Raw genomic sequence first — 23,788 nt, forward strand, 5'->3', positions numbered from 1 at the left:
TCAGCTCCGCACACCGACTCAGCCGCACCGACGCCTCACAAACCGCACCCGAAAGGGCCCACCGTCATGCCCAGCATGTCCCGACGCACCCTGCTGCGCTCCATGGCCGCAGCCGGAACCGCCGTCTCCGTCCCGACCCTGCTCACCGCCTGTTCCAGCGAGTCCACAGGCGGCGACGTCTCCAACTCCGGCAAGAAGCTCGCCCCGTGGCCCGACTACAAGCCGGTCGCGGGCGCCAGGCCCGACCTCGCACCCACCGACTCGGGGGTCCAGGCCGGCTACACCACCTACCCCTCCGACCTGACCACCTCGGTGTCCCGCACACCGGGCGACGGCTCCACCGTCAAGGTCATGTCCGTCTCCTTCGGCGTACCGCCGAAGAGCAGGGACCAGAACAAGTACTGGCAGGCCGTCGAGAAGGCACTGGGCGTCAAGATCGAGTACACCGTCGTCCCGCAAGGCGACTACGAGAAGAAGATGGCCACGGTGATGGCCAACGACCCGGACGCCCTGCCCGACATCATCAACCTCTTCTCCGGCTACGAGCTGCCCCGCGAGGCGGAGTTCGTGCAGCGGCGTGCCGAGGACCTCACCCCGTTCCTGTCGGGTGACGCGGTCACCGACTATCCCAACCTCGCGAACATCCCCACGCACGCATGGCACGACATGGGCCGCATCGGCGGTCTGATCTACGGCATTCCGCTGGAACGCCCGATGCCCGGCTCCACGCTGTGGCTCAACCGGCGGATGTTCACGGACGCCGGCATGAAGGAGGGCTGGACCGCCGAGGACTTCGCCGCCGTCGCCAAGAAGGCCACCCGGGGCAAGGCGTACGCCCTGGGCGCGTCCAACGGGTCGACCTTCGGCAACGCGGTGCACGCCACGGCGTTCAACGCCCCGGTCGACTGGGCGGTGGACGACAAGGGCGACTTCCACTCCATGTACACCGACGAGCGCTTCAAGGCGGCCATCGCCTTCCAGGCCCGGTTGCGCAAGGAGGGCTCGTACCACCCCGACGCCACGTCCATGTCCACCCCGGACCTGCAGACGGCCTTCCTCAACGGCACCGTCGGCTCCATGCAGAACGGCTTCGGCTCGTACGCCACCCTCTACCGGGACGCCGAGGGCCTGATGACCCCCGCGCCCGCGCTGCCGTACAGCGTGGACGGCAGGCCAGGGGGCATCAAGGCCGCCCGCCGGTCCTTCGGCTACACGATCCTCAAGAAGGCCAGGAAGGAGCGCATCCAGATGCTCCTGCGCATCCTCGACTACCTCGCCGCCCCTTTCGGCAGCAAGGAGTACGAGCTGGTGCACTGGGGGCTGGAGGGCACGCACTTCACCCGGGCCAAGGACGGCTCACCGGAGTACACCAAGGCCGGCGAGGTGGACAACGTCAGCAACCTGCCCTTCCGTTACCTGGCCGAGGGACCTCAGGTGCTTTTCGTCCCGGGCATGCCGGAGGTGGTCCGCTCCCTGCACGACTGGCAGCAGAAGGTGATACCGGTCGCCATCCGCAACGCCTCCTACGGACTGCAGTCGGCCACCTGGACCAAGCAGGGGTCGACCCTGGAGCGGATGATGAACGACACGATCACTGCGATCATCGCCGGACGGACGCCGATGTCCGAGTACGACGCGGTGATGAAGAGGTGGCGCTCCCAGGGCGGCGACAGAGTGGCCGAGGAATTCGCCAAGGAGCACGCCGCCAACGCGTGACGCGGTACCGGCGGCACGGACAGGGAGGACGGGAACAGCATGACGCAGAAGAAGCGGGTCACGATCCGGGACGTCGCGGAGCGGGCCGGAGTATCGGTGGCCACCGTCTCCCGCGTCCTGTCCGGCAACTACCCGGTGCCGCCCGCCACCCGCACCCGCGTGACGCGCGCCGCCCGCGCCCTCGACTACGTCGCCAACGCCCACGCCCGCGCCCTGGTCGGCGGCGGACGCAAGACGGTCGCCGTCGTCCTGCGCCAGGTCACCAGCCCGTTCTACGCCCACGTCGCCGAGGGCGTGGAGGCCGAGGCCGCCGAGCGCGGCCGGCTGTGCCTGGTCGGCACCACCGGTGGGGACCCCCAGCGCGAGCTCGACTTCGTCCAGCTCATGCGGGAGGAGGGCGCCGGTGTCGTCATCCTGGTGGGCGGCGTCGTCGAGGACGACTCCTACCGGGCGCGCGTCGCCCACTACGCCCACGCCCTCAACGCCGTCGGCTCCCGTCTCGTGCTGTGCGGACGACCCTCCCCCGATCCCGACCTGCCCGCCCTGGTCGTCGGATTCGACAACGAGGCGGGTGCCCGCGCCGCCACCAGCCACCTGCTGTCCGCGGGCCACCGGGACATCGTGTTCATCGGCGGCCTGCCCGGGAACACCGCCCTCGACGCACGCACCGCCGGCTACCGCACGGCTCTGGCCGAGCACGGACTGCCCCCGGAGGCCGCCCACGTGGTGGACTGCGGGCTCGGCCGGTCCGCCGGACACCGCGCCATGACCGAACTCCTGAAGCAGGGACGTAAGTTCACCGCCGTCTTCGCCGGCGACGACATGGTGGCGGCCGGCGTCCTGCGCGCCGTCACCGACGCCGGACTGCGCGTCCCCGACGACATCTCCGTCGTCGGCTACAACGACGCTCCTCTCGCCCAGGACCTCAACCCGCCTCTGACCACCGTCCGCACCCCGGCCGAGGAACTGGGCCGCGCCGCGGTCCGCCTCGCCCTCGGCGACCGCAGCGACGCCCTCGGCGTCCCGCACATCCTCGGCACCCACATCGTCGTACGCGACAGCGTGGGCCCGCCGCCCCGCCCGGGCGGCGCCCCCGACACAGGAGGACCCACCCCCGCATGACCGCGCCCCACCTGTCGGCCGGCCCCGGCCACCTGCCACCCTCTGACCTCACTCTGTCGCCGCTCACCGGCTACACCCGCGCCCACTGGGAGGCCGCCGCCGACCGCCTCCTGACGAGTCTGCGCCCCTACGCCTCACCCGGGCTGGCCCAGTACCGTCTCACCGGCCGCACCGGGTACTCGGGCGCGTGGTCCGACGGCCTCGAGGGATACGCCCGCTCCTTCCTCCTGGCCGCCTTCCGCATCGCCGGCGCCCAGGGCGTCGACCCGCCGGGCAGCGCCGTCATCAGCGACCTCGTCGACCGCTACGCCACCGGCCTCGCCGCCGGCACCGATCCGGCCCACCCCGAGCACTGGCCGCCGATCACGGATCACTCCCAGCCCATGGTCGAGGCCGCCTCGGTGGCCGTCGCGCTGCACGAGACCCGCCCGTGGCTGTGGGACCGGCTGCCCGACGCCGTACGGCAACGGACCGTCGACTGGCTCGGCGGCTTCGTCGGAGCGAAGGCCAACGACTCCAACTGGCGGCTCTTCCAGGTCGTCACCGAGGAGTTCCTCGCCTCCGTGGACGCGCCGCACAGCCGCGCCGAGATCGACGCGGGTCTGGCCCGGCTGGAGGACTGGTACCGCGGAGATGGTTGGTACACCGACGGCGACGGCCGGAAGTTCGACTACTACAACGGCTGGGCGCTGCACCTCTACCCGGTGCTGTGGTCACGCATCGCGGGCCCCCGCGCCGACCGCGGTCCGGTCCGCGAACACCGTGAGCGACTGCGCACCTTCCTCGACACCCATCAGTACTTCTTCGGCTCGGACGGCGCCCCCCTGTACCAGGGCCGCTCCCTGACCTACCGCTACGCCACCACCGCTCCGCTGTGGGCGGGCGTCCTCGCCGACGCCACCCCTCTTCCGCCCGGCCGCACCCGCCGCCTCGCCTCCGGCGCGCTGAAGCACTTCACCGACCGTGGTGTCCCCGACGAGCGGGGTCTGCTGAGTCTCGGCTGGTACCGGCCGTTCCTCCCGGCCACCCAGCCCTACTCGGGGCCGGCGTCCCCCTACTGGGCCGCCAAGGCGTTCCTCGGTCTGCTGCTCCCGGCCGATCACCCCGTGTGGACGGCGACCGAGGAACCGGGTCCTGTGGAGACCGCCGACCGCCGACTCACCCTGCCGGCCCCCGGATGGCTGCTGCACTCCACCGCCGCCGACGGCATCGTGCGCCTGGTCAACCACGGCAGTGACCGGCTCCCGCCCCCGCCGGCGACCGCCCAGGAGAACCCCCACTACGCGCGCCTGGCGTACTCCACCGCCACCGCGCCGGAAACCCCGCCAGAGGACGGCCCCTCCGGTCACGACAACCACATCGCACTGGTCGGGGACGCCGGGTCCACCTTCCGGACACGCATCCACCCGCTCTACACGGACGGGTCCCGGGCCGCTTCCTGGCACACCCCCTGCCTGCGCGACGCCGATCCCCCCACGGCCCGCATCGTGAGCGCGAGCGTGGTGCACGGCCCGTGGGAGGCGCGCGTCCACGTGGTGGACGCCCCCGCCGGCCTCACCGTGCGTGAAGGCGGCTGGGCCGTCGCGGACGACGACGAACCCCCCGCCGGCAGCAGCGGTCCCGGCCGGGCGGTGGCCGTCCGCCGGGACGGCCTCACCAGCGCCCTGGTCGGACTGCTCGGCTGGGAGACCGGTCCGGACGCCCGTCACGGCACGGTCGCCCACCGGTCCGGACACAACGCCCACGGCGCCCACTCGGCCACGCCACTACTGACCGCCGCCCATCCCGGTGGCACCCTCCTCCTGGCCACCCTGGTGGTCCTCTCCGCCGACCCCGCCGTCCACGGTGTCCTCCGGGCGCCGGAGAGTGACGCCCGCGCCCGCGCGATGCCCGACGGGACCGTGGAGATCCGCTTCCCCGACGGACACCGCGAACTCGTACGGGCGGACGTTCCCGCGGGCAGGTGAATGGTGGTGGGCCCGCGGACCGGTCCGCAGGCCCACCACCGTTTCGTGCGGCACGGCGGACCTGGCGGGCCGTCGACGGCGCCGGCCACCGCGCCCGCCCTGCTGCGACGCCGGACCGGCGCACCGCCTCCGCGTGGGCGTCGGCACGCCCGCCGGATCACGAGCCGGCAGTCACCGGTCGTCGGGGCGCACCAGGCGGGCGGTCAGCACGGGCACGTAGAACTCGGTGATGGCGGTGATGTTGGGATGCGTGCCACTGCCGTTGCTGGTCGGGAAGCCGTTGGCGTCGCGGCCGTTGAAGGTGTAGGCCACGCGCTGGGCGTCGATCCGGGTGTCCAGGGTCGTGTCACCGAAGACGTCGGCGACCGTGACACCCCACTTCTCGGCCGCCCGCAACGTGACCTCCCGCAGAGCCAGCTGGGTCTGCCAGTCCCGTGAGACCAGTTTGTGGGTGGTCACGTACACGATCCGGGACGTCGGCCACTTCTCCCTCATCGCGTGGACGGTTGCTTCGAGAGCTCCGGCGTAGGTACCGGTGTCGAGGTCGGCAGGATCCAGGGAATCGCCGACCTGCCCGAGCTCGTACGTCCGGTTGTCGTGGATCTCCGAGGCGTCGTTCGTCCCACCGTCGAAGACGATGACGTCGGGCGCCTGGGCGACGGCCCGGCGCACCTGGGAGATGATCTGCCCGCCGTGGGCATCGGGCGCCGGGCCCAGCGTCGCGCCGTTCCTCGAGTACTTCGTGAGCGAGATCCTCTCGCGTTCGGCGACGAAGTCCACGAAGCCACGTGCGTACCCGTTGCCCTGGACGATGCTGTCGCCGAAGGCGTAGACGGACGTGCCGGCCAGGGAACCCTGGGCGGAGTGGGCGGGCCGCGACAGGCTGAAGTCGTCGATCGACTGCGTACCGGTCCCGTAGTAGTTGCAGGCGACGAACTTCGCGAGGTTCGTCCCGGTGATGTCCTCCGTCCCGGAGGCCATCACTCTCGGGGCCGCCTCTTTGGTGGTGATCGCGTACTGGAGCGTGCCGACGGAGAAGTCCATGTGCAGGTCCACCGTGAACCACTTGCTGCTGTCGAAAGGAGTCCGGTTCCACACGGGGTTGAGGTCGTCCGTCGCGGAGGCGGAGGTGGAATCGGGTCCCGTCACCGCGTAACGGAGTTCGGTGGCGGTCGACGCGATCGCGAAGACGAGGCGCCCGTCGTCGTCGCGCAGCTCCAGACCGGTCTTCATCGCCGGGTCGGCGATCGCCGTGCTCCAGTCGAACCGCAGGTCCAGGGTCGTCTCCTCCCGGATCGAGGACGGGAACCGTTTGACGGACGTCGTGTAGCTGCGCATGCCGTCCGTGAGGTGCAGTACACCGTCACCGGTCCCCGCACCGGTCGGGAAGCCGAAGTCGGTGGACCCGGTCGGGTCGTCGAAGTCCTCGCTGATCAGCGTGACCGGGGCGAGGCCGGTGGCCGAGGCGGTACCGGGCAGGGCGAGCCCCGTGAGGAGGAGGGCCGCGGTGGCGAGCCCGATGGTCCGTCTCCGTGCTCGCGGACCGGTTCTGTCCATGGAGGATCGCACGTCGAACTCCTTGGGTCTCGGGTTGCCGGGAACGGATCCGGGCGGTGCGGGGAAAGGGGGAGGGGATCGGGAGGCCGGAGCCGCCGGATCGGCGCACGGTGGCGGCGGAAGGTTCCGGGGCAACGTAGTGATCGTTCACCCCGGAGAGCAAGACCCTTGCATGTGATCGATCACTTTGCTTCGTCCGGCCGCTTCCGGGCCGCCTGGTGCGGCGTCCTCCGCCCCGCTCCCGGGGCGGCCCGGAAGAGGCGGGGCCCTGGGCCACCCCCTCGTGCCCGGCTCCGCCGGAGGAGTGCGGAATTGATGGACCGGCCCGGCCGCCGTTCTATGCTCGGAGCAATCGACTGCGTGGTCAGGGCGTCGGTTTCGCCTGTTCCGGCGGATCGGCCGTCGCGCGGTTCAAGGGAAGGACGCATATCGGCATGGTCGGCGGCTCAGGAACGGCAGGACCGAAGAGGAAGCGCGCGACCATCTGGGAGGTCGCCCGGCTGGCCGGCGTGTCGCACCAAACCGTCTCGCGATATCTGAAGAACGACGGCGGCATGAAGCCGACGACGAAGTCCAAGATCGACCGAGCCATCGCCGAACTGGACTACCACCCGAACCTCATCGCCCGGTCCATGCGGACACGGCGGACCAACCGGGTCGCGATCGTGCTGCCGGAGCTGACGAACTTCGTGCCCATCCCCATGCTCCGGGGCGCCTCCGCCGCGGCGTACGAGGAGGGGTTCACCACCGACGTCATCGGACTGGAGGGCGGGGAGGGCCGACGCGCCGAGGGTGTCCTGAACCTCCTGGCATCGGGGCAGGCGGAGGGCGTCCTGTCGTTCACCCCGCTCGGTGACCTCGGTGCGCGTATGAAGGGCGAGACGGCGCCCGTGATCGTGTTCGGCGAGTACGACGACGACATGCATTCACGGGGAAAGCTGGCCGACGGAAGGCCGGCCGAGGACATCGTCCGTCACCTGGCCGACCTCGGACACCGCCGTTTCCTGCATGTCGCCGGACTGCGTGGCTGGGCGTCGGCCGACAACCGCCGCGCCGTGTACGCGGAGGCCGTCGCCAAGTACGGTCTGGAGTCGTACGGCATCTACGACGGGGACTGGTCGGTGCGCTCGGGGTACCAGGCCGCCCGGGAACTCCCGGCGGACTCCGGCGTCACGGCGGTGCTCGCGGCCAACGACTACGTGGCCATCGGGGTCATCAGGGGTTTTCAGGATCGAGGGATCCGGGTCCCCGAAGACGTGAGCGTCTTCGGGTGGGACGACGAACCGTTCGGTCTCTACCTGCGTCCGACGCTGTCCACGGTCAGGAGCGACGGGGAGGCGCTGGGGCGGCAGGCGATGGCGTCCCTGCTCGCCGCAATCCGGGGCGAGCGGGCTATGCAAATTAGCGAAAGTAAATTGTATGAACTCGTCCCCCGAGGGTCCAGTGGTCCCCCTCCTTGGTGAGTAGAAAAGCGCTAGCCCGAAGGCGCTTTATGTTGGCGGCGTTTACGAACGCCGAGATTCACCAGAGCAAAAGTGATCGATCATCTGCAAGGGTATTGACGCAAAAAGTGATCGATCACTATGGTCGCTCCGACACCACGGCAGGTGCGACACGTGGTGGATCTCTCATCGATTCATCCCACTCGAGCGGACCGGGAGAGGCGGCGGACCAGGCCGTTTCCCGCGCGGAGGCCGGAGTGGCGAAAGGAAAACCCGTGACACAGCAAGGTGTTGCCCGGGGCGGACGCGCCCGGGCCTTCACAGGGGCCGCCATTGCTCTGGCGGCGGCGTTGACCATCGCCGGATGCGGCGCGCCCGGAACCGATTCCTCGTCGGCCGCGGACTCCCTGACGCCCAAGAAGCCGGCCAAGCCCATCAAGCTGACCGTCATGGACGGTGGCGGCAACCTGGCCGGCGGCGGCAAGGCCGCCATCGACGCCTTCGTGAAGGCCAACCCGGACCTGGTCTCGGGTGTCACCTACCAGACGGCGGCCGGTCCGGACGTCGCCGGCAAGGTCCGGGCGCAGCGCAGTGGCGGCAAGATGGACGTCTCCCTCGTCCTGGGCGGGCCGGACGTGCTCGGCGCCGCTGAGAAGCAGGACCTCCTGCTGGAGCAGGTCGAGGCCAACGCCGACTCGCTGCCGGACCTCTCCGCGATCCAGGACGCGCCGCGCGCCGAACTGCAGAAGACCGCCCACGGTCTCGGGGTACTGATCAACTACGACCCCAACGGGCCCTTCATCGACTACAACCCGGACAAGGTCGAGGCCGGCGACGTCCCGGCCACCCCCGAGGAACTCCTGGAGTGGGCCAAGGCGCACAAGGGCAAGTTCGCCTACGCGCAGCCCTCCGGCTCCGGTTCCGGCCGCGCCTTCATCCAGGCCCTGCCCTACATGCTGGGCGACTCCGACCCCCAGGACCCCGTCAAGGGCTGGGACAAGACCTGGGACTACCTCGCCGAACTGGGCGAGTACGTCAACAGTTACCCGGCCAGCTCGACCATCCTGGCGCAGCAGTTCGGAGCCGGTCAGCTGGAGGTCATCCCGACGATCATCGCCCACGACGTGTCGAACCGTAAGACGAGGACCTGGCCCGCGGACACCGGCATCGCCCTGTTCGACAACCAGAACTGGATCAGCGACGGCCACTTCGCGATGGTGCCCAAGGGCGTCAGCGCCGAGACGCTGTACGTCGTCCTGAAGCTGGAGTCGTACCTGGTGGACCGGGAGGCGCAGCAGGAGCGGCTGACCACCGGTGTGCTCACCACCGCCAACAAGGACGTCACCACCGAGAACTCGGGCTCGAAGGTGGGCGCCTTCGTGGAGGAGTGGGGCCGGCCCGACTTCTACCCGAAGGCCCTGAAGACCGGTGAGGTCCGTGTCGCGCTGGCGCCCGACAGGATGCAGGAGGCGTTCGACCTCTGGCAGCGCAACGTCGGATCCAAGGTCGGTAGCTGAGCCATGGCGATGACAGGCACCAAGCCCGCGGTCACCTTCGAGAGGCTGTCGATGCGAGGGGTCACCCGCCAGTACGCCAAGGCCGGCGCCCCCGCCCTGGCCGAGCTCGACCTCGACCTCGAACGGGGTGAGTTCGTCGCACTGCTGGGCCCCTCCGGTTGCGGCAAGTCCACCGCGCTGGCCTGCCTGGCGGGCCTGCAGCCGCTCACCAGCGGCTCCATCTGGCTCGACGACACCCGGATCGACACCCTCCCGACGGAGAAACGCGGCTTCGGGATGGTCTTCCAGAACTACGCCCTCTTCCCGCACATGAGCGTGCAGAGGAACGTCGAGTTCGGCCTGAGCATGCGGGGTGTCCCCAAGGCACAGCGCCAGGAGGGGGCCCTGCGCGCCCTGCGGCTGGTCCAGTTGCACGAGCACGCGGCCAAACTGCCCTCGCAGCTGTCCGGCGGACAGCAGCAGCGCGTCGCCATCGCCCGGGCCCTGGCCATCGAACCCGAGATCGTCCTCATGGACGAGCCGCTGTCCAACCTGGACGCGGCCCTGCGCATCGAGATGCGCACCGAGATCAAGCGCCTCTACCAGGAGCGCGGCCTCACCGTCCTCTACGTCACCCACGACCAGGAGGAGGCGTTGTCCCTCGCCACCCGCCTGGTCGTGCTGCGCAAGGGCGTGCTGGAGCAGACGGGCACGCCGCAGGAGGTGTACACCAACCCGGTCAGCGCGTACGTCGCCGGCTTCATGGGCTACCGCAACCTCTTCCCGGCGCAGGTCGAGGCCACCGGGCACGGGGACGCGGTCGGCGTGCGGGCCCACGGCACCGTCATCCACGGCAGCCACCGCTCCGGCACCACGCTGAAGCCCGGAGCCGGGGTAACCGTGGCCATCCGGCCCGAGGACTTCGTGGTCGGCTCCGGCGCGACCGGCAACTCCGTCAAGGCGGTCGCGGAAGTGGTCGAGTACCACGGCCGGGAACTGTCGGTGCGGGCCCGCACGGGCGACGACACCGTACTGCACCTGAAGACCGACCAGCCGGTTGCCGCGGGCGCCGTCCTCGACCTGGGCGTCGTGCCGGAGCGGGTCCTGGTCTACGCCGAGTCCTCCGCGTCCGGAACCGGTGCGGGGGAGGCTCCGCATGGCTGAGGTGCTCGACCCGTCGCGGGCGACCACTGGCCGGCGGCCCCTGAAGCACCGGCTGGCCGAACGCGGCATCGACTGGTCGCTGCTGTTGCTGCTGCCGGCCCTCGTCGTGATCGGCGCGCTGTTCCTCTACCCCTTCCTCTACGGCGTCTCCATCTCCTTCCAGCCTTTGGAAGGAGGCGGCCCGTTCGCCAACTACCAGGACTTCTTCGGCGACTCCTACCAGCGGGACGCCATCTTCAAGACGCTGCGGCTGGCCGTGCCCGTGGCCCTGGTCAGCGTCGGCCTGGCCACCCCCCTCGCCTACCAGTGCCGACGCGACTTCCGCGGCCGGAGGCTGGTCACCCTGGTCCTGATGCTGCCCATTACCTTCGGCAGCATCCTCATCGCCCAGGGCATGCTGCGGGTGTTCTCCCCCTACGGCTGGGCCAACCTGGCGCTGGAGGCGATCGGCCTGCCCAAGGCCGACCTCCTCTACAACTACGAGGGCACCTTCATCGCCGCCGTCCTGACCACCCTGCCGCTGGCCTTCCTGCTGCTCATGGGCTTCTTCGGCGGCATCGACCCGGCCCTGGAGAACGCCGCCGCCACCCTGGGGGCCGGCCGGGCCACCCGGTTCTGGAAGATCTCCCTGCCCCTGGCGATGCCCGGCATCCTCACCACGTTCATGCTCGCCCTGGTCGAAGCGTTCGCGATCTTCCCCTCGGCGATCCTGGTCGGCCAGCCCGACAACGAGACCCACGTCCTGACGATCCCCATCTACCAAGCCGCGTCCCAGCGTTCGGACTACGCGCAGGCGTCCGCCATCGCCATCGTGCTCACCCTCATCGAGCTGCTGTTCCTCGCCCTGATGGTGCTGCTGCGCAACCGCCTGTACAAGGGACCCGCGGTAGGAGGCAAGGGCTGATGACCACCCTCACCACCCCTCCGACCGCCGGCCCCCGCTCCACCGGGGCCGCCTCGCCCAGGCGGACGTCCAAGCCACGCCCGACGGTGACCGCCGTCGTCACCTGGATCATGGCCGGACTGTTCGGGGCGTTCCTGCTGGCGGTCCTCGCCTCCGTGATCGTCGCGTCCCTGGGCGGCTCCTGGGGCGCCGGCTGGCTGCCCGGCTCGGTGACCTCCGACTGGTTCCGCCAGGCGTGGGAGGCCCCCGGTCTCTCCTCGTCGCTCGCCGTCACCTTCCAGGTGGCCGTGGCCGACGTCCTGCTGGCCCTGGTGATCGGCGTGCCCGCCGGCTACGTCCTGGCCCGCAAGTCGTTCCCGGGCCGCTCGGCGATCATGCTGTTCGCCCTGTTTCCGGTGATCCTGCCGCCCCTGACCTACGCCGTGCAGCTCGCGGCGCTGATGTACCGCCTCGGTATCGGCGGCACCCTGCTGTCGGTGATCCTGGTCAACCTCGTACCGATCCTCCCGCTGGTCATCCTCATCACGGTGCCGTTCGTGGAACAGATCTCACCGCAGGTCGAGGACGCCGCCCGGGTGTTCGGCGCGAACAACCTCAAGCTGTTCACGCGGGTCCTGGTGCCGCTGCTGACACCCGGCATCGTCGCCGCCGGCGTGCTCTGCCTGGTACGCGTACTCGGCTCGTTCGAGCTGACGTTCTTCGTCTCCAGCGCCGAGACACAGACCCTGGTCGTCACCATCTTCGGTGCCATGGCCGATCCCGGCGGCCCGCCGGCCGCCCTCACCGCCGCCATGACCGTCTTCTACATGGCCATCGCCCTCATCGGCCTCGCCATCAGCCTGCGCTTCTCCAACCCCGCCCAGGCACTGTCCGGCAGCGCACACCGCGCCGTCTGAACACCTCCCCCGGAAAGAGACCCATGACTCACGCTCACCACCCCGCCCGGGTGGCGGTCGTCGGTGCCGGAAACATCGCCGACGCCCACCTGCAGGCCCTGCGCGCCCACGAGGACCAGACGACCGTCGTCGCGGTCGTCGACCTGGACGCCGACCGGGCGGTCGCCTTCGCCTCCCGCTGGAACGTCCCCGCCGCCTACGACGACCTGCCGGAGATGCTGGCGGCGGAACGGCTCGACCTCGTCGTCGTGTGCACCCCGCCGGCGGCGCACCACGACGCCGTAGTGGCCTGTCTGGACGCCGGCGTCTGGGTGTGGTGCGAGAAGCCCCCGGCCGTGTCGGTCGCCCAGTACGACGCGATCGCCGCACACGAACGCGACGGCGGCCCCTACGTGTCGTACGTCTTCCAGCACCGCTTCGGCTCCGCGGCGCGCGCCCTGCGCGAGCAGATCCGCACCGGCGCCCTCGGCACCCCCCTGGTCGGCGTCTGCCACACCCTCTGGTACCGGGACGACGCCTACTACGACGTTCCGTGGCGGGGCACCTGGGAGAGCGAGGGCGGCGGGCCCGCCATGGGCCACGGCATCCACCAGATGGACCTCATGCTGTCCCTCCTCGGAGACTGGACCGAGGTCCGCGCCGCCGCCGGCACCCTGGCCCGCGACGTGGACACCGAGGACGTCTCCATGGCGATCGTACGGTTCGCCTCCGGGGCGATGGTCTCCATGGTCAACAGCGTCCTCTCGCCCCGCGAGACCAGCTACCTGCGCTTCGACTTCACCGAGGCGACGGTCGAACTCAGCCACCTGTACGGCTACGACAACAGCCACTGGACCTGGACGCCCGCTCCGCACCGGGCGGGCGACGGCCCGAGCGCCCTCGGGGCGCCCGCAGACGACCTCGCCAGCTCGCACGCCGCCCAGCTCGGCCACCTGCTGGCCGCCCTGCGCGAGGGTCGGCGCCCCGAGGCGAGCGGTGCGGACGGCCGCCGCACCCTCGCGTTCATCGCGGCGCTGTACGAGTCCGCGGCCACCGGCCGCCCCGTCACGCCCGCCGACCTGACCCCCGACAACCCGTACTACCACGCCATGAACGGCCCCGCCGCGACCGCGCCCTCCCCGGATGCCGACAAGGAGCACGCCAGTGCCTGACACGCCCTTCATCCTCCGCCACGACGACAACGGCACGGAAGCGGTCGTCAGCGTCGGCGGCACGGACGTCGCCCACTACGTCTACCGGCCCGACACCCCCGTCGAGGAGTCCCCCAAGCCGTACCTGTACCCGCTGCGGACCCTGTCGGGGGCGCCGCTCGGTGTGTACCGCCCATGGGACCACCGATGGCACAAGGGCCTTCAGATGACCTGGTCCCACCTGTCCGGCGACAACTTCTGGGGCGGCCCCACCTTCGAGGAGGGCGCCCCCGGGCACGGCTACGTGTGGCGGGAGAACCACGGCACCCAACTGCACCGCGCCTTCGACCAGGACACCACCACCGAGGACGCGGATCTCACCCTCCGCGAGCACCTCGACTGGGTCGCCTCCAGTGACGACCGGTGGCTCACCGAGGTACGCACCCTGCGCTTCCACAGTGCCGACCCCGCACGCGGCATCTGGGCCCTGGACTTCGGCAGCGACCTCACCAACGTCCATGACGACGCCCTGCGCATGGGCAGCCCCACCACCCATGGGCGGCCCAACGCCGGTTACACCGGCCTGTTCTGGCGCGGCCCCCGCGCCTGGACCGACGGCGACGTCATCGGCGCCGACGGCCACGAGGGCGAGGACCTCATGGGCGCACGCGTCCCCTGGGCGGCGATCGCCAGCGACCACGACGAGATCGACGGCGGAGCCACCGTCCTCGCCCTCGCCGGCACCACGTCCGCGGACGTCCCCCTCACCTGGTTCGCCCGCAGCAAGCAGTTCGCCGCGCTCAACCCCTCGCCCGCGTTCGACACGGAGATCAAGCTTCCGCCCGGCGACACGCTGCGCCTGCGCCACCGCTTCGTGTTCGTCGACCGCAGGATCGGGCGGGAAGAACTGGAGCCGCTGGCGGCGGAGTTCGCCCTGTGAGCGACACCGGTACCGACGTTCCGCACCGGGGAGGACGGACCGATACGCGCCCCGTGCCCGATTTCCCCGGCGCGGTCGGCCTGAGCGCGCTGCGCGCCTACCCCTGGCCGACCGCGGACGACGAGCACGGCGGCTCACCGCACATGCACCTCACCTGTACGGAGGGCTACGTCGTCACCGCCGGCCGGGGCCGGCTCCAGACACTGAACACCGAGGGTCCGAGGACGCACATCCTGGAGCCGGGGGACGTCGTCTGGTTCACCCCCGGAACCATCCACCGCGCCGTCAACGACGAGGACCTGCGCGTCACGGTCGTCATGCAGAACAGCGGGCTCCCCGAAGCCGGGGACGCCGTCCTCACCTTCCCCGCCGGCCACCTCACCCCCGACGCGTATCCCCGGGCCGTCTCCCTGCTCGACGACACCGGCCGGCCGAGCCCGGAACGCGCGCGGGCCCGCCGGGACCTCGCCGTGGCCGGCTTCACCGAACTCGTACACCAATGGGAGAGCGGCAACACCCGGGCCCTGCACGACTTCTACCGGGACGCGGCCCGCCTGGTCGCGCCCCGCCTGGGGGAGTGGACCGAGGTCGTGCGCCAGGGTCCGCTCGCCGCCGCCCAGCGCACCCTGGCACAGATCGACGCCCTGCGCGCCGGTGAGATCGACCACCTTTTCGACGCCGAGTCCGCCCGCATCGCCCGCCCGGCCGAGGAGACCCTCGGCATGTGCGGTCACCTGCGGGCCTACGACCCGATCCGCCGCGCCGGCCGATCGGGCGAGTGAGCGGAAGCACGGGACGCTTCCCTCCCCCGCAGCGGTGGCACCTCGCACCGTCTCCCCCCCTTCACCGAACGGAAGGACACCCTCACCCATGTCCAGTCCGCGCTGGGCGCCACCCGTGGCCAGAGCCGTCCACCGTCTGGGCGCCGTGGTCACGGCCGTCGCCCTCACGGCCGGAGCCTCGGTCGTGCTCGCCGCACCCGCCTCCGCCGCCGCCCGCACCTACTACGTCAACTCCTGCCAGGGCAGCGGCAAGGACACCGCCTCCGGCACCTCCTCCAACCATCCGTGGAAGAGCCTGGACAAGGTGAACTCCACCACCTTCAAGCCCGGCGACCGCATCCTCTTCCGCAAGGGCTGCACCTGGGAGGGGCAGCTGTGGCCGAAGGGCTCCGGCACCGCGTCCGCCCCCATCACGATCGGGTCCTACGCCGGCGCCGACGACTCCCCCCTGAAACCGGCCATCCAGGGCGGCGGCGAAGTCGCGGACGCCGTCAGGCTGCACAACCAGGAGTACTGGGAGATCCGGGACCTCGACGTCAGCAACGAGGCACCCGCCACCGACACCCCCGGCGAGAACCTGGCCGACCTGCGCGGCATCCACATCTCCGGTGACAACTCCGAGACCCTGGACCACTTCGTCGTGGACGGCGTCGACGTCCACGACGTCACCGGCGAGGACAACTGGATCTCCGGTGACCCCGGGTCCAGCACCGAACCGGGCATCAACTTCGGCACCGGCTGGGACGGCTCCAAGCGCACCGGCGGCATCGTCTTCGACACCACCGTGCCCGACGTCACCGCCCCGCCCGGGACCGCCACCGTCCTCAACGACATCACGGTCACCGACTCCACCGTCGTCAACACCTCGTTCGGCGGCATCATCGTCAAGCAGTACACCGGAGACGGCCCCGGCGCCGTCGCCACCGGCTGGGGCACCCGCACCTCCGCCACCGACACCAGGTTCACCCCGCACACCGACGTCACCCTCAGCGGCAACTACATCTCCCAGGCCGGCACCGACTACGGCTGCAACGGCATCTACCTCACCGACGTCAGGGACGGGCAGATCGACCACAACGTGGTCGCACACGCCGGCACCTCCGGCATCGAGACGTACTACTCCGACCGGATCACCATCGAGCACAACGAGGTGTACGGGACCAGGCGCAAGGCCGGCGGCGCCGACCACAACGCCATCGACCCCGACCGCGGAACCACCAACGTGCTCGTGCAGTACAACTACATGCACGACAACGGGGACGGCATCCTCTTCTGCCAGTTCGGCTTCGGCAGCGTCACGGCCCGCTACAACATCATCGTCAACAGCAGCCGCTACGCGATGTACCTGCACTCCAACACCAGGGCGACGGCGCAGATCCACAACAACACCGTCTACAACGACAACGGCAGCAAGTACCTCGTCTACGGCTACGGCTCCTACCTCAACGGCACCTACACCCTCCGCAACAACGCCTTCCACTCGACGACGGACGGCGCGGTGCTGAGCAACAGCGACACCATCACCTACGACACCAACTACTACGGCGGCGCCGACCTCCCCGTGCCCGCCGGTGAGACCAACGCCGTCAGCGGTGACGCGAAGTTCGCCGACCCGGACGTCTCCGGCCCCTACGGTGACGCCATCAGCGGCCCCCGCCTGAGCACGGCCCTCGGCTACCGCCCGCTCGCCCGCTCCGTCCTCATCGACAACGGCCTCGCCATCCCCGACAACGGTGGCGTCGACTACCGGGGCGCCGCGCTCTACGACGAGGAACCCGACATCGGCGCCGTGGAGTACTGAGCCTCCTTCGCAACCCGCCCCACCGGGCGGGCCGCCGCGGTGGCCCGCCCGGTGCCGACCACTCCCAGGAGGCCCCATGGCCCGCCGTTACGCGATCATCGGCCTCGGCCACCGCGCGCAGTTGTACGTCGACGCCCTGCTCGGGGAATGGAGCGACACCGGGACCCTCGTCGCCTTCTGCGACACCAACGGCACCAGGATGGCGTACTACAACCAGCTCCTGCGGACCACCGGCCGTCCCGAAGCCCCCTGTCACACCCCGGACGGCCTGGACACCGTCCTCGCCGTGGCCGACGCGGTGATCGTCACGACGGTGGACGCGGCGCACGCCGACTACGTGTGCGCCGCCCTGGACGCGGGCGTCGACGTCATCGTCGAGAAACCGATGGCGACCACGGCCGACGACTGCGCGCGGATCGCCGCCGCCGCGGAGCGCAGTGGCGCGCGGCTGATCGTGACCTTCAACTACCGCTATTCGCCCCGCAATACCGCGGTCCGGGAGGTCCTGGCCTCCGGCCGTGTCGGCGAGGTGACCGTCGTCCACTTCGAATGGATGCTCGACACCGTCCACGGCGCGGACTACTTCCGCCGATGGCACCGCGACCACGGCCGGTCCGGCGGGCTGCTCGTGCACAAGTCGACCCACCACTTCGACCTCGTCAACTGGTGGCTGGGCAGCTCACCGGAACTCGTCTTCGCCCAGACCGGCCTGCGGTTCTACGGGGACACCGGGGCGGGGGCCCGCCAGTACACCACCCCCCGGCCGGCCCGTTCCCACGGCGCGTCGGCCCTCGGCAGCGACCCCTTCCTCCTGGACCTCGCCTCGGACGCGCGCCTGAAGGCGCTGTACCTCGACGCCGAGCACGAGGACGGTTATCTGCGGGACCAGGACGTCTTCGCCGAGGGCGTCACCATCGACGACACCATGTCGGTCCTCGTCCGCTACACCGACCGGACCGTGCTGACCTACTCCCTGACCGCCTACGCGCCCCACGAGGGCTACCGGGTGTCGTTCACGGGTACGCGCGGCCGGCTCGACCTGGAGGTCCGCGAGCGGGGACACACGCCCACGGGCGCCGGGACCGCCCCGACCGCGACCGGCGAAGCGCACGACGGGGGCCACGAGCGACTCACGGTCCAGGAGCACTGGAGCAGGCCGGAGGACGTGGCCATCGCCCAGGGGGTCGGCGGCCACGGCGGCGGTGACAGATTACTGCTCGACGACGTCTTCCGAGGAGACGCGGCCGACCCGCTGGGCCGCCGTGCCGGGTACAAGGACGGACTGAGCAGCGTCCTCACCGGGGTGGCGGCCGACCGTTCGGCCCGCACCGGCCAACCAGTCACCCTGACAGCCGACGGCACGCGACTCGGCTGATCCCGTTCCGGACATCGCCCTTCACTCACCCAGGAGCACCCATGGCCCTGTTCGACCTCTCCCTCGACGATCTCCGGGAACACCGCAGCCAGTCGGCCGAGCCCGACGACCTCGACGCGTTCTGGGCCCGGACACTGGGGGAGGCACGCGAGCACGATCTCGACGTGCGCTTCGAACCCGTCACCACCGGTCTGTCAACCGTCCGCGTCCACGACGTCACCTTCTCCGGATTCGGCGGCCACCGCGTCAAGGGCTGGCTGGTGCTCCCCGAGGGCGCCACCGAACCGCTGCCCGTCGTGGTGCAGTTCATCGGCTACAACGGCGGACGCGGCCTGTCGCACAGCCACCTGCTGTGGGCGTCGACGGGGCGGGCCCACTTCGTGATGGACACGCGAGGCCAGGGCAGCGGCGGGACGGTGGGCGACACGCCCGACCCGGTGGGCAGCGGCCCGTCAAGCCCCGGCTTCATGACACGGGGCATCGACGACCCGGAGACGTACTACTACCGGCGCCTCTTCACGGACGCCGTGCGCGGGGTGGAAGCCGCACGCTCCCACCCCCTGGTGGATCCCGCGCACACCACCGTCCTCGGCAACAGCCAGGGTGGCGGCATCACGATCGCGGTGGCCGGGCTGGTCCCTGATCTGGTGGCGGCCATGCCCAGCGTCCCGTTCCTGTGCGACTTCCCTCGGGCGCTCACCCTCACCGACCGCCCGCCCTACCGGGAGATCGGCAACTACCTCAAGGCGCACCGTGGACGTGTCGAGCGGGTCCGGCGAACGCTCGCCTACTTCGACGGCGTCCACTTCGCGGCCCGAGCGACCGCCCCCGCCCTCTTCTCGACGGCTCTGGAGGACCGGACCTGTCCGCCGTCCACGGTCTTCGCCGCCTTCAACGCCTGGGTGCACGACGACAAGGAGATCGAGGTCTACGACTTCAACGACCACGAGGGGGGCGGCTCCCACCACGAGCGGGCACAGATGGCCTGGCTGTCACGGCGGGGCGGCACGCCCCCGGCCTTCCTGACGGGAGCCCGGTGACGAACTAGGCTGCGCGGACAGCCGTTCACCGGAGGTACGGATGCGTCGTCCTGTCGCACGGAATTTCGCACTCCTGGCGGTCGGTGCCGCCGTACTGTCGGTGGGGGCGGCCCCGCCGTCCGCCCCGCACGAGGCGCCCTCCCGGCACACGCCCAAGACGCCGGTGGCCGTCGGCCACGGCGGCGCGGTCTCCAGCGTCGACGCCGACGCCTCAGCGGCCGGGATCGAGGTCCTGAGGAAGGGCGGCAACGCCGTCGACGCGGCCGTCGCCACGGCCGCCGCGCTCGGCGTCACCGAGCCCTACTCGGCCGGCGTCGGCGGAGGCGGCTACTTCGTCTACTACGACGCCCGCTCCCGCACCGTGCACACCCTCGACGGCCGCGAGACGGCTCCGCTGACCGCCGACTCCGGACTGTTCCTGGAGAGCGGCGAGCCGATCCCGTTCGCCGAAGCCGTCAGCAGCGGACTCGGGGTCGGCACCCCCGGCACGCCCGCCACCTGGCAGCGCGCGCTCGACAAGTGGGGCGAGCGCGACCTGAGCACGGTCCTGAAGCCCGCCGAACGCCTCGCCCGCGACGGCTTCACGGTCGACGAGACCTTCCGCGCGCAGACCGCCGCCAACGAGTCCCGCTTCCGCCACTTCCCCGACACCGCCGGGCTGTTCCTCCCGGGCGGCGAACTCCCGGTCGTCGGCTCCACCTTCAAGAACCCCGATCTGGCCCGCACCTACAAGGAGTTGCGCCGTGAGGGCGTCGACGCCCTGTACCGGGGCGACATCGGCCGGGACATCGTGCGGACGGTCGACAAGCCGCCCGTGGACCCCGGCTCCGGCTGGAACGCCCGCCCCGGCGAGCTGTCCGAACGCGACCTCGCCGCCTACCGCGTCGAGTACCGGCCGCCCACGAGGACCTCGTACCGCGGCCTGGACGTCTACTCCGTCGCGCCCTCCTCCTCCGGCGGGACCACGGTCGGCGAGGCGCTCAACATCCTGGAACGCACCGACCTCTCCGACGCGGACGACGTCCGGTACCTGCACCGCTTCATCGAGGCGAGCCGCATCGCGTTCGCGGACCGGGGGCGCTGGGTCGGCGACCCCGCCTTCGAGGACGTGCCGACGAGGGAACTGCTCTCCCAGCGGTTCGCCGACTCACGCGCGTGCCTCATCGAGGACGACACCGTCCTCACCAGCCCCCTCGCCCCCGGCGACCCCCGGAACCCCGAGCCCTGCGCGACGGGCGGCGAAGCCGCCCCGACGACGTACGAGGGCGAGAACACCACGCACCTCACCACCGCCGACCGGTGGGGCAACGTCGTCGCCTACACCCTCACCATCGAGCAGACCGGCGGCAGCGGCATCACCGTGCCCGGCCGCGGGTTCCTGCTCAACAACGAGCTGACGGACTTCTCCTTCGCCCCCGCGAACCCGGCCGTCCACGACCCGAACCTGCCCGGCCCCGGCAAGCGGCCCCGGTCGTCCATCTCGCCGACGATCGTGCTCGACCGGTACGACCGGCCCGTGGTGGCGCTCGGCTCGCCCGGCGGCTCGACCATCATCACCACCGTGCTGCAGACCCTCACCGGCTTCCTCGACCGCGGACTGCCCCTGGCCGACGCCATCGCCGCCCCGCGCGCCAGCCAGCGCAACACGGCGCAGACGGACCTCGAACCCGGCCTGTACGACAGCGGGACCAGGCAGCGGCTGGAGGCCATCGGGCACTCCTTCCGGGAGAACCCGGAGATCGGCGCGGCCACGGCCGTCCAGCGGCTGCCGGACGGCCGGTGGCTCGCGGCGGCCGAGAAGGTCAGAAGGGGCGGCGGCTCGGCGATGGTGGTACGTCCGACGCGCTAGACACGCGGGGAAAGCCGCCCTCCCCCGCTCACAGTTCGGGCGCCGGTGTCCCCCGCTCCTGCGTGCGGAACGTCAGGCGCCCGTCCTGTGTGTCCACCGTCACCCGGCCGCCCTGCCGGACCCGGCCGTCCAGGAGCAGCCGCGACAGCTGGTTGTCGACCTCCCGCTGGATGGTGCGGCGCAGCGGCCGGGCGCCGTACTCCGGCTGGTACCCGTGCTCGGCCAGCCAGTCCACGGCGGCATCGGTGAAGTCGGCCGTGATGTCCTGGCCCTTCAGCCGGCGCCGGGTGCTCTCCAGCAGCAGGTCGGTGATCCGCCGCAGTTCCTCGGCGGTCAGCTGGCGGAACACGACGATCTCGTCGATCCGGTTGAGGAACTCGGGCCGGAAGTGCTCCCGCAGCGGCCGCAGGATCTGCTCGCGCCGCGCCTCCTCGTCCGCGTCCGCGCCGCCGGACGCGAACCCCAGGGTCGCGCCGCGCCGGGTGATCGCCTCGGAACCGAGATTGCTGGTCATCACGATCACGGTGTTGGTGAAGTCCACCGTCCGGCCCTGCGAGTCGGTCAGCCGGCCGTCGTCGAGGACCTGGAGCAGGACGTTGAAGACGTCCGGATGCGCCTTCTCCACCTCGTCGAGCAGCAGCAGCGAGTACGGGTGCCGGCGCACCACCTCGGTGAGCTGCCCGGCCTCCTCGTGCCCCACGTAGCCGGGCGGGGCGCCCACCAGCCTGCTGACCGTGTGCCGCTCCTGGTACTCGCTCATGTCGAGCCGCACCATCCGGTCCTCGCTGCCGAACAGCGCCTCGGCGAGCGCCCGCGCCAGCTCCGTCTTGCCGACGCCCGTCGGCCCGAGGAACAGGAAGCTGCCGATCGGCCGGTCGGGACTGGCGAGCCCCGCGCGGGAGCGCAGCACCGCGTCCGACACGACGCGCACCGCCTCCTCCTGGCCGACGACCCGCTGGTGCAGGTGCTGTTCCAGACCCAGCAGCCGGTCCTTCTCCTCCTCTGTGAGGCGGCTGACCGGGATGCCCGTCTGCCGGGCCACCACCTCGGCGATCGCCTCGGCGTCCACCCACAGGCTCTGCCCCTCGTCGACCTCGCCGCCGCCGCCGGTGTCCGCGATCCGCTGCTTCAGCTCCACGATGCGGTCCCGCAGCTGCATGGCCCTCTCGTACTGCTCGTCGGCGACCGCCTGGTCCTTGTCGCAGGTCAGCTGCTCGACCTCGCGCTCCATGGCCCGTACGTCCGTGCCCTTGGTCCGGGCCCGCAGCCGTACCCGGGCGCCGGCCTGGTCGATCAGGTCGATGGCCTTGTCCGGCAGCCGGCGATCGCTCAGATAGCGGTCGGACAGCTCCACGGCCGCCACCAGCGCCTCGTCGGTGTAGCGGACCTGGTGGTGGGCCTCGTACCGGTCCCGCAGGCCGCGCAGGATCTCGATCGCGTCCGCGGGCGTCGGCTCCGGCACCATGATCGGCTGGAAGCGGCGGGCCAGCGCCGCGTCCTTCTCGATCCGGCGGTACTCCTCCAGCGTGGTCGCGCCCACGATGTGCAGCTCGCCGCGGGCGAGGGCCGGCTTGAGGATGTTGCCGGCGTCCATCGAGCCGCCCTCGCCCCCGCCCCCGGCGCCGACGACGGTGTGCAGCTCGTCGATGAAGATGATCAGCCGGTCGGAGTGGGAGCGGATCTCCTCGACGATGTTGTTCATCCGCTCCTCGAAGTCGCCCCGGTAGCGGGTCCCGGCGACGACCGCCGTCAGGTCCAGGGAGACCACGCGCCGTCCGAGAAGCACGTCGGGCACGTCCCCCTCGGCGATCCGCTGGGCCAGTCCCTCCACGACGGCGGTCTTGCCGACGCCCGCGTCGCCGATCAGCACCGGGTTGTTCTTGCCGCGCCGGGAGAGCACCTCGACGGTCTGCTCGATCTCGTCGTCGCGTCCGATCACCGGGTCGACGCGGCCCTCGCGGGCGAACTCGGTGAGGTCACGGCCGTACTTGTCGAGGGTCGGCGTGCCGGTCGCGGGACGGGGGCGTTCGGCACGGGCGGGCGGGGCCTCCGGCGCCTCCGGGGAGCCGGAGGGGGCGTACCTGGCCGCGTTGAGGATGTGACCGGCGGCCGAGTCGGGGTTGGCGGCGAGGGCGCTGAGCACGTGCTCGGGGCCGATGTAGCCGGCGCCGCTCGTCCGGGCCATCTCGTGGGCGTCCAGCAGGGCCCGCTTGACGGCGGGCGTCAGGGAGAGCGAGGTGGGCGGCGGGGCCTCGCCCGGGCCGTGCTGGACGGGACCGGACCGGTCGTCGATCTGGGACGCCAGGGAGTCGGGGTCCGCGCCGGACCGGCTGAGCAGGCTCCGGGTCGGCTCGGCGGAGAGGGCGGCGCGCAGGAGGTGCTGGGTGTCCAGGTCACGGCTGCCGTGCTCGGCGGCGTACTGGGCGGCGCCGCGCACCAGTTCCCGGGCGGGCTGGCTGAGGAGCCGGCCGATGTCGATCTGGCGGGGTCGTTGTCCGCCGAAGAAGCGGGCGAGGAATTCCGCGAAGGGGTCGCCCTCCGGGCCGATGAAACCACTCGTCATCGTCATCCGTTCCTTCGCTGGGTCGACGTGCCGGGGCCGGGTAA

The 23,788-nt window shown here is 71.2% G+C and carries 17 protein-coding genes; 15 read left to right on the forward strand and 2 right to left on the reverse strand.

Going from position 1 to position 23,788, the window contains the following annotated elements; genetic code table 11:
* Positions 1-66: 66 nt before the first annotated feature.
* From KYY02_RS20645 to KYY02_RS20655, 3 genes are read left to right on the forward strand one after another with little or no spacing between them, the layout of a single operon-like run.
* Positions 67-1,716, forward strand: coding sequence for an extracellular solute-binding protein (locus tag KYY02_RS20645; protein WP_371239969.1), 1,650 nt, complete (start codon positions 67-69; stop codon positions 1,714-1,716).
* A gap of 39 nt (positions 1,717-1,755) precedes the next feature.
* Positions 1,756-2,838 carry a LacI family DNA-binding transcriptional regulator gene (locus tag KYY02_RS20650; RefSeq protein ID WP_371239971.1) on the forward strand — a complete coding sequence of 361 codons (1,083 nt, stop codon included), beginning with the start codon at positions 1,756-1,758 and terminating at the stop codon, positions 2,836-2,838.
* Positions 2,835-4,805: a DUF2264 domain-containing protein gene (locus tag KYY02_RS20655; protein WP_371239973.1), complete on the forward strand. Its 1,971-nt coding sequence runs from the start codon at positions 2,835-2,837 to the stop codon at positions 4,803-4,805. The genes KYY02_RS20650 and KYY02_RS20655 overlap by 4 nt, the downstream gene beginning before the upstream one ends.
* A 171-nt stretch (positions 4,806-4,976) precedes the next feature.
* On the opposite strand, the gene KYY02_RS20660 is transcribed toward KYY02_RS20655, so the two are convergent.
* Positions 4,977-6,374: an SGNH/GDSL hydrolase family protein gene (locus tag KYY02_RS20660; protein WP_371239975.1), complete on the reverse strand. Its 1,398-nt coding sequence runs from the start codon at positions 6,372-6,374 to the stop codon at positions 4,977-4,979.
* Between the two features lie 422 nt (positions 6,375-6,796).
* Here KYY02_RS20660 and KYY02_RS20665 point away from each other — a divergent pair, with 422 nt between their 5' ends.
* The 12 genes from KYY02_RS20665 (at position 6,797) to ggt (ending at position 21,181) form a co-directional block, all read left to right on the forward strand.
* Positions 6,797-7,825, forward strand: coding sequence for a LacI family DNA-binding transcriptional regulator (locus tag KYY02_RS20665; protein WP_371239977.1), 1,029 nt, complete (start codon positions 6,797-6,799; stop codon positions 7,823-7,825).
* A 254-nt stretch (positions 7,826-8,079) separates the two neighbouring features.
* Positions 8,080-9,321, forward strand: a complete 1,242-nt coding sequence (locus KYY02_RS20670; protein WP_371239979.1) for an extracellular solute-binding protein — start codon at positions 8,080-8,082, stop codon at positions 9,319-9,321.
* Positions 9,322-9,324: 3 nt separating this feature from the next.
* The gene (locus KYY02_RS20675) at positions 9,325-10,464 is read left to right on the forward strand and encodes an ABC transporter ATP-binding protein (RefSeq protein ID WP_371239981.1); all 1,140 of its coding nucleotides are present in this window, start codon (positions 9,325-9,327) and stop codon (positions 10,462-10,464) included.
* Positions 10,457-11,368 (forward strand): ABC transporter permease, encoded by a 912-nt coding sequence (locus KYY02_RS20680; protein WP_371239983.1) that lies wholly within the window; start codon positions 10,457-10,459, stop codon positions 11,366-11,368. The genes KYY02_RS20675 and KYY02_RS20680 overlap by 8 nt, the downstream gene beginning before the upstream one ends.
* Positions 11,368-12,264 (forward strand): ABC transporter permease, encoded by an 897-nt coding sequence (locus KYY02_RS20685; RefSeq protein WP_371239985.1) that lies wholly within the window; start codon positions 11,368-11,370, stop codon positions 12,262-12,264. Before KYY02_RS20680 ends, KYY02_RS20685 begins: the two co-directional genes overlap by 1 nt.
* Positions 12,265-12,287: 23 nt before the next feature.
* Complete coding sequence (locus KYY02_RS20690; RefSeq protein WP_371239987.1) at positions 12,288-13,415, forward strand: Gfo/Idh/MocA family protein; 1,128 nt, start codon at positions 12,288-12,290, stop codon at positions 13,413-13,415.
* Complete coding sequence (locus KYY02_RS20695) at positions 13,408-14,334, forward strand: DUF6807 domain-containing protein (RefSeq protein WP_371239989.1); 927 nt, start codon at positions 13,408-13,410, stop codon at positions 14,332-14,334. Before KYY02_RS20690 ends, KYY02_RS20695 begins: the two co-directional genes overlap by 8 nt.
* 53 nt (positions 14,335-14,387) lie before the next feature.
* Positions 14,388-15,116: a cupin domain-containing protein gene (locus KYY02_RS20700; RefSeq protein WP_371239991.1), complete on the forward strand. Its 729-nt coding sequence runs from the start codon at positions 14,388-14,390 to the stop codon at positions 15,114-15,116.
* 88 nt (positions 15,117-15,204) lie between these two features.
* Entirely contained in the window at positions 15,205-16,917 is a 1,713-nt protein-coding gene (locus KYY02_RS20705) for a right-handed parallel beta-helix repeat-containing protein (RefSeq protein ID WP_371239993.1), read from the forward strand.
* 76 nt (positions 16,918-16,993) lie between these two features.
* Positions 16,994-18,292 (forward strand): Gfo/Idh/MocA family protein, encoded by a 1,299-nt coding sequence (locus KYY02_RS20710; protein ID WP_371239995.1) that lies wholly within the window; start codon positions 16,994-16,996, stop codon positions 18,290-18,292.
* A gap of 41 nt (positions 18,293-18,333) precedes the next feature.
* The gene (locus KYY02_RS20715; RefSeq protein WP_371239997.1) at positions 18,334-19,332 is read left to right on the forward strand and encodes an acetylxylan esterase; all 999 of its coding nucleotides are present in this window, start codon (positions 18,334-18,336) and stop codon (positions 19,330-19,332) included.
* Between the two features lie 40 nt (positions 19,333-19,372).
* The gene (ggt, locus tag KYY02_RS20720; protein ID WP_371239999.1) at positions 19,373-21,181 is read left to right on the forward strand and encodes a gamma-glutamyltransferase; all 1,809 of its coding nucleotides are present in this window, start codon (positions 19,373-19,375) and stop codon (positions 21,179-21,181) included.
* A gap of 28 nt (positions 21,182-21,209) precedes the next feature.
* Here ggt and KYY02_RS20725 read toward each other — a convergent pair whose 3' ends face one another.
* Positions 21,210-23,744 (reverse strand): ATP-dependent Clp protease ATP-binding subunit, encoded by a 2,535-nt coding sequence (locus KYY02_RS20725; protein ID WP_371240001.1) that lies wholly within the window; start codon positions 23,742-23,744, stop codon positions 21,210-21,212.
* Positions 23,745-23,788 lie beyond the last annotated feature (44 nt).

The sequence above is a fragment of the Streptomyces pimonensis genome (assembly GCF_041380215.1).
Lineage (GTDB): Bacteria > Actinomycetota > Actinomycetes > Streptomycetales > Streptomycetaceae > Streptomyces > Streptomyces pimonensis.

Excerpts from the sequence above, each read along its gene's own strand:
- KYY02_RS20645 (WP_371239969.1), top strand. The coding sequence starts at position 67 with ATGCCCAGCATGTCCCGACGCACCCTGCTGCGCTCCATGGCCGCAGCC.
- KYY02_RS20650 (WP_371239971.1), top strand. The coding sequence starts at position 1,756 with ATGACGCAGAAGAAGCGGGTCACGATCCGGGACGTCGCGGAGCGGGCC.
- KYY02_RS20655 (WP_371239973.1), top strand. The coding sequence starts at position 2,835 with ATGACCGCGCCCCACCTGTCGGCCGGCCCCGGCCACCTGCCACCCTCT.
- KYY02_RS20665 (WP_371239977.1), top strand. The coding sequence starts at position 6,797 with ATGGTCGGCGGCTCAGGAACGGCAGGACCGAAGAGGAAGCGCGCGACC.
- KYY02_RS20675 (WP_371239981.1), top strand. The coding sequence starts at position 9,325 with ATGGCGATGACAGGCACCAAGCCCGCGGTCACCTTCGAGAGGCTGTCG.
- KYY02_RS20680 (WP_371239983.1), top strand. The coding sequence starts at position 10,457 with ATGGCTGAGGTGCTCGACCCGTCGCGGGCGACCACTGGCCGGCGGCCC.
- KYY02_RS20685 (WP_371239985.1), top strand. The coding sequence starts at position 11,368 with ATGACCACCCTCACCACCCCTCCGACCGCCGGCCCCCGCTCCACCGGG.
- KYY02_RS20690 (WP_371239987.1), top strand. The coding sequence starts at position 12,288 with ATGACTCACGCTCACCACCCCGCCCGGGTGGCGGTCGTCGGTGCCGGA.
- KYY02_RS20705 (WP_371239993.1), top strand. The coding sequence starts at position 15,205 with ATGTCCAGTCCGCGCTGGGCGCCACCCGTGGCCAGAGCCGTCCACCGT.
- KYY02_RS20710 (WP_371239995.1), top strand. The coding sequence starts at position 16,994 with ATGGCCCGCCGTTACGCGATCATCGGCCTCGGCCACCGCGCGCAGTTG.
- KYY02_RS20715 (WP_371239997.1), top strand. The coding sequence starts at position 18,334 with ATGGCCCTGTTCGACCTCTCCCTCGACGATCTCCGGGAACACCGCAGC.
- ggt (WP_371239999.1), top strand. The coding sequence starts at position 19,373 with ATGCGTCGTCCTGTCGCACGGAATTTCGCACTCCTGGCGGTCGGTGCC.
- KYY02_RS20725 (WP_371240001.1), bottom strand. The coding sequence starts at position 23,744 with ATGACGAGTGGTTTCATCGGCCCGGAGGGCGACCCCTTCGCGGAATTC.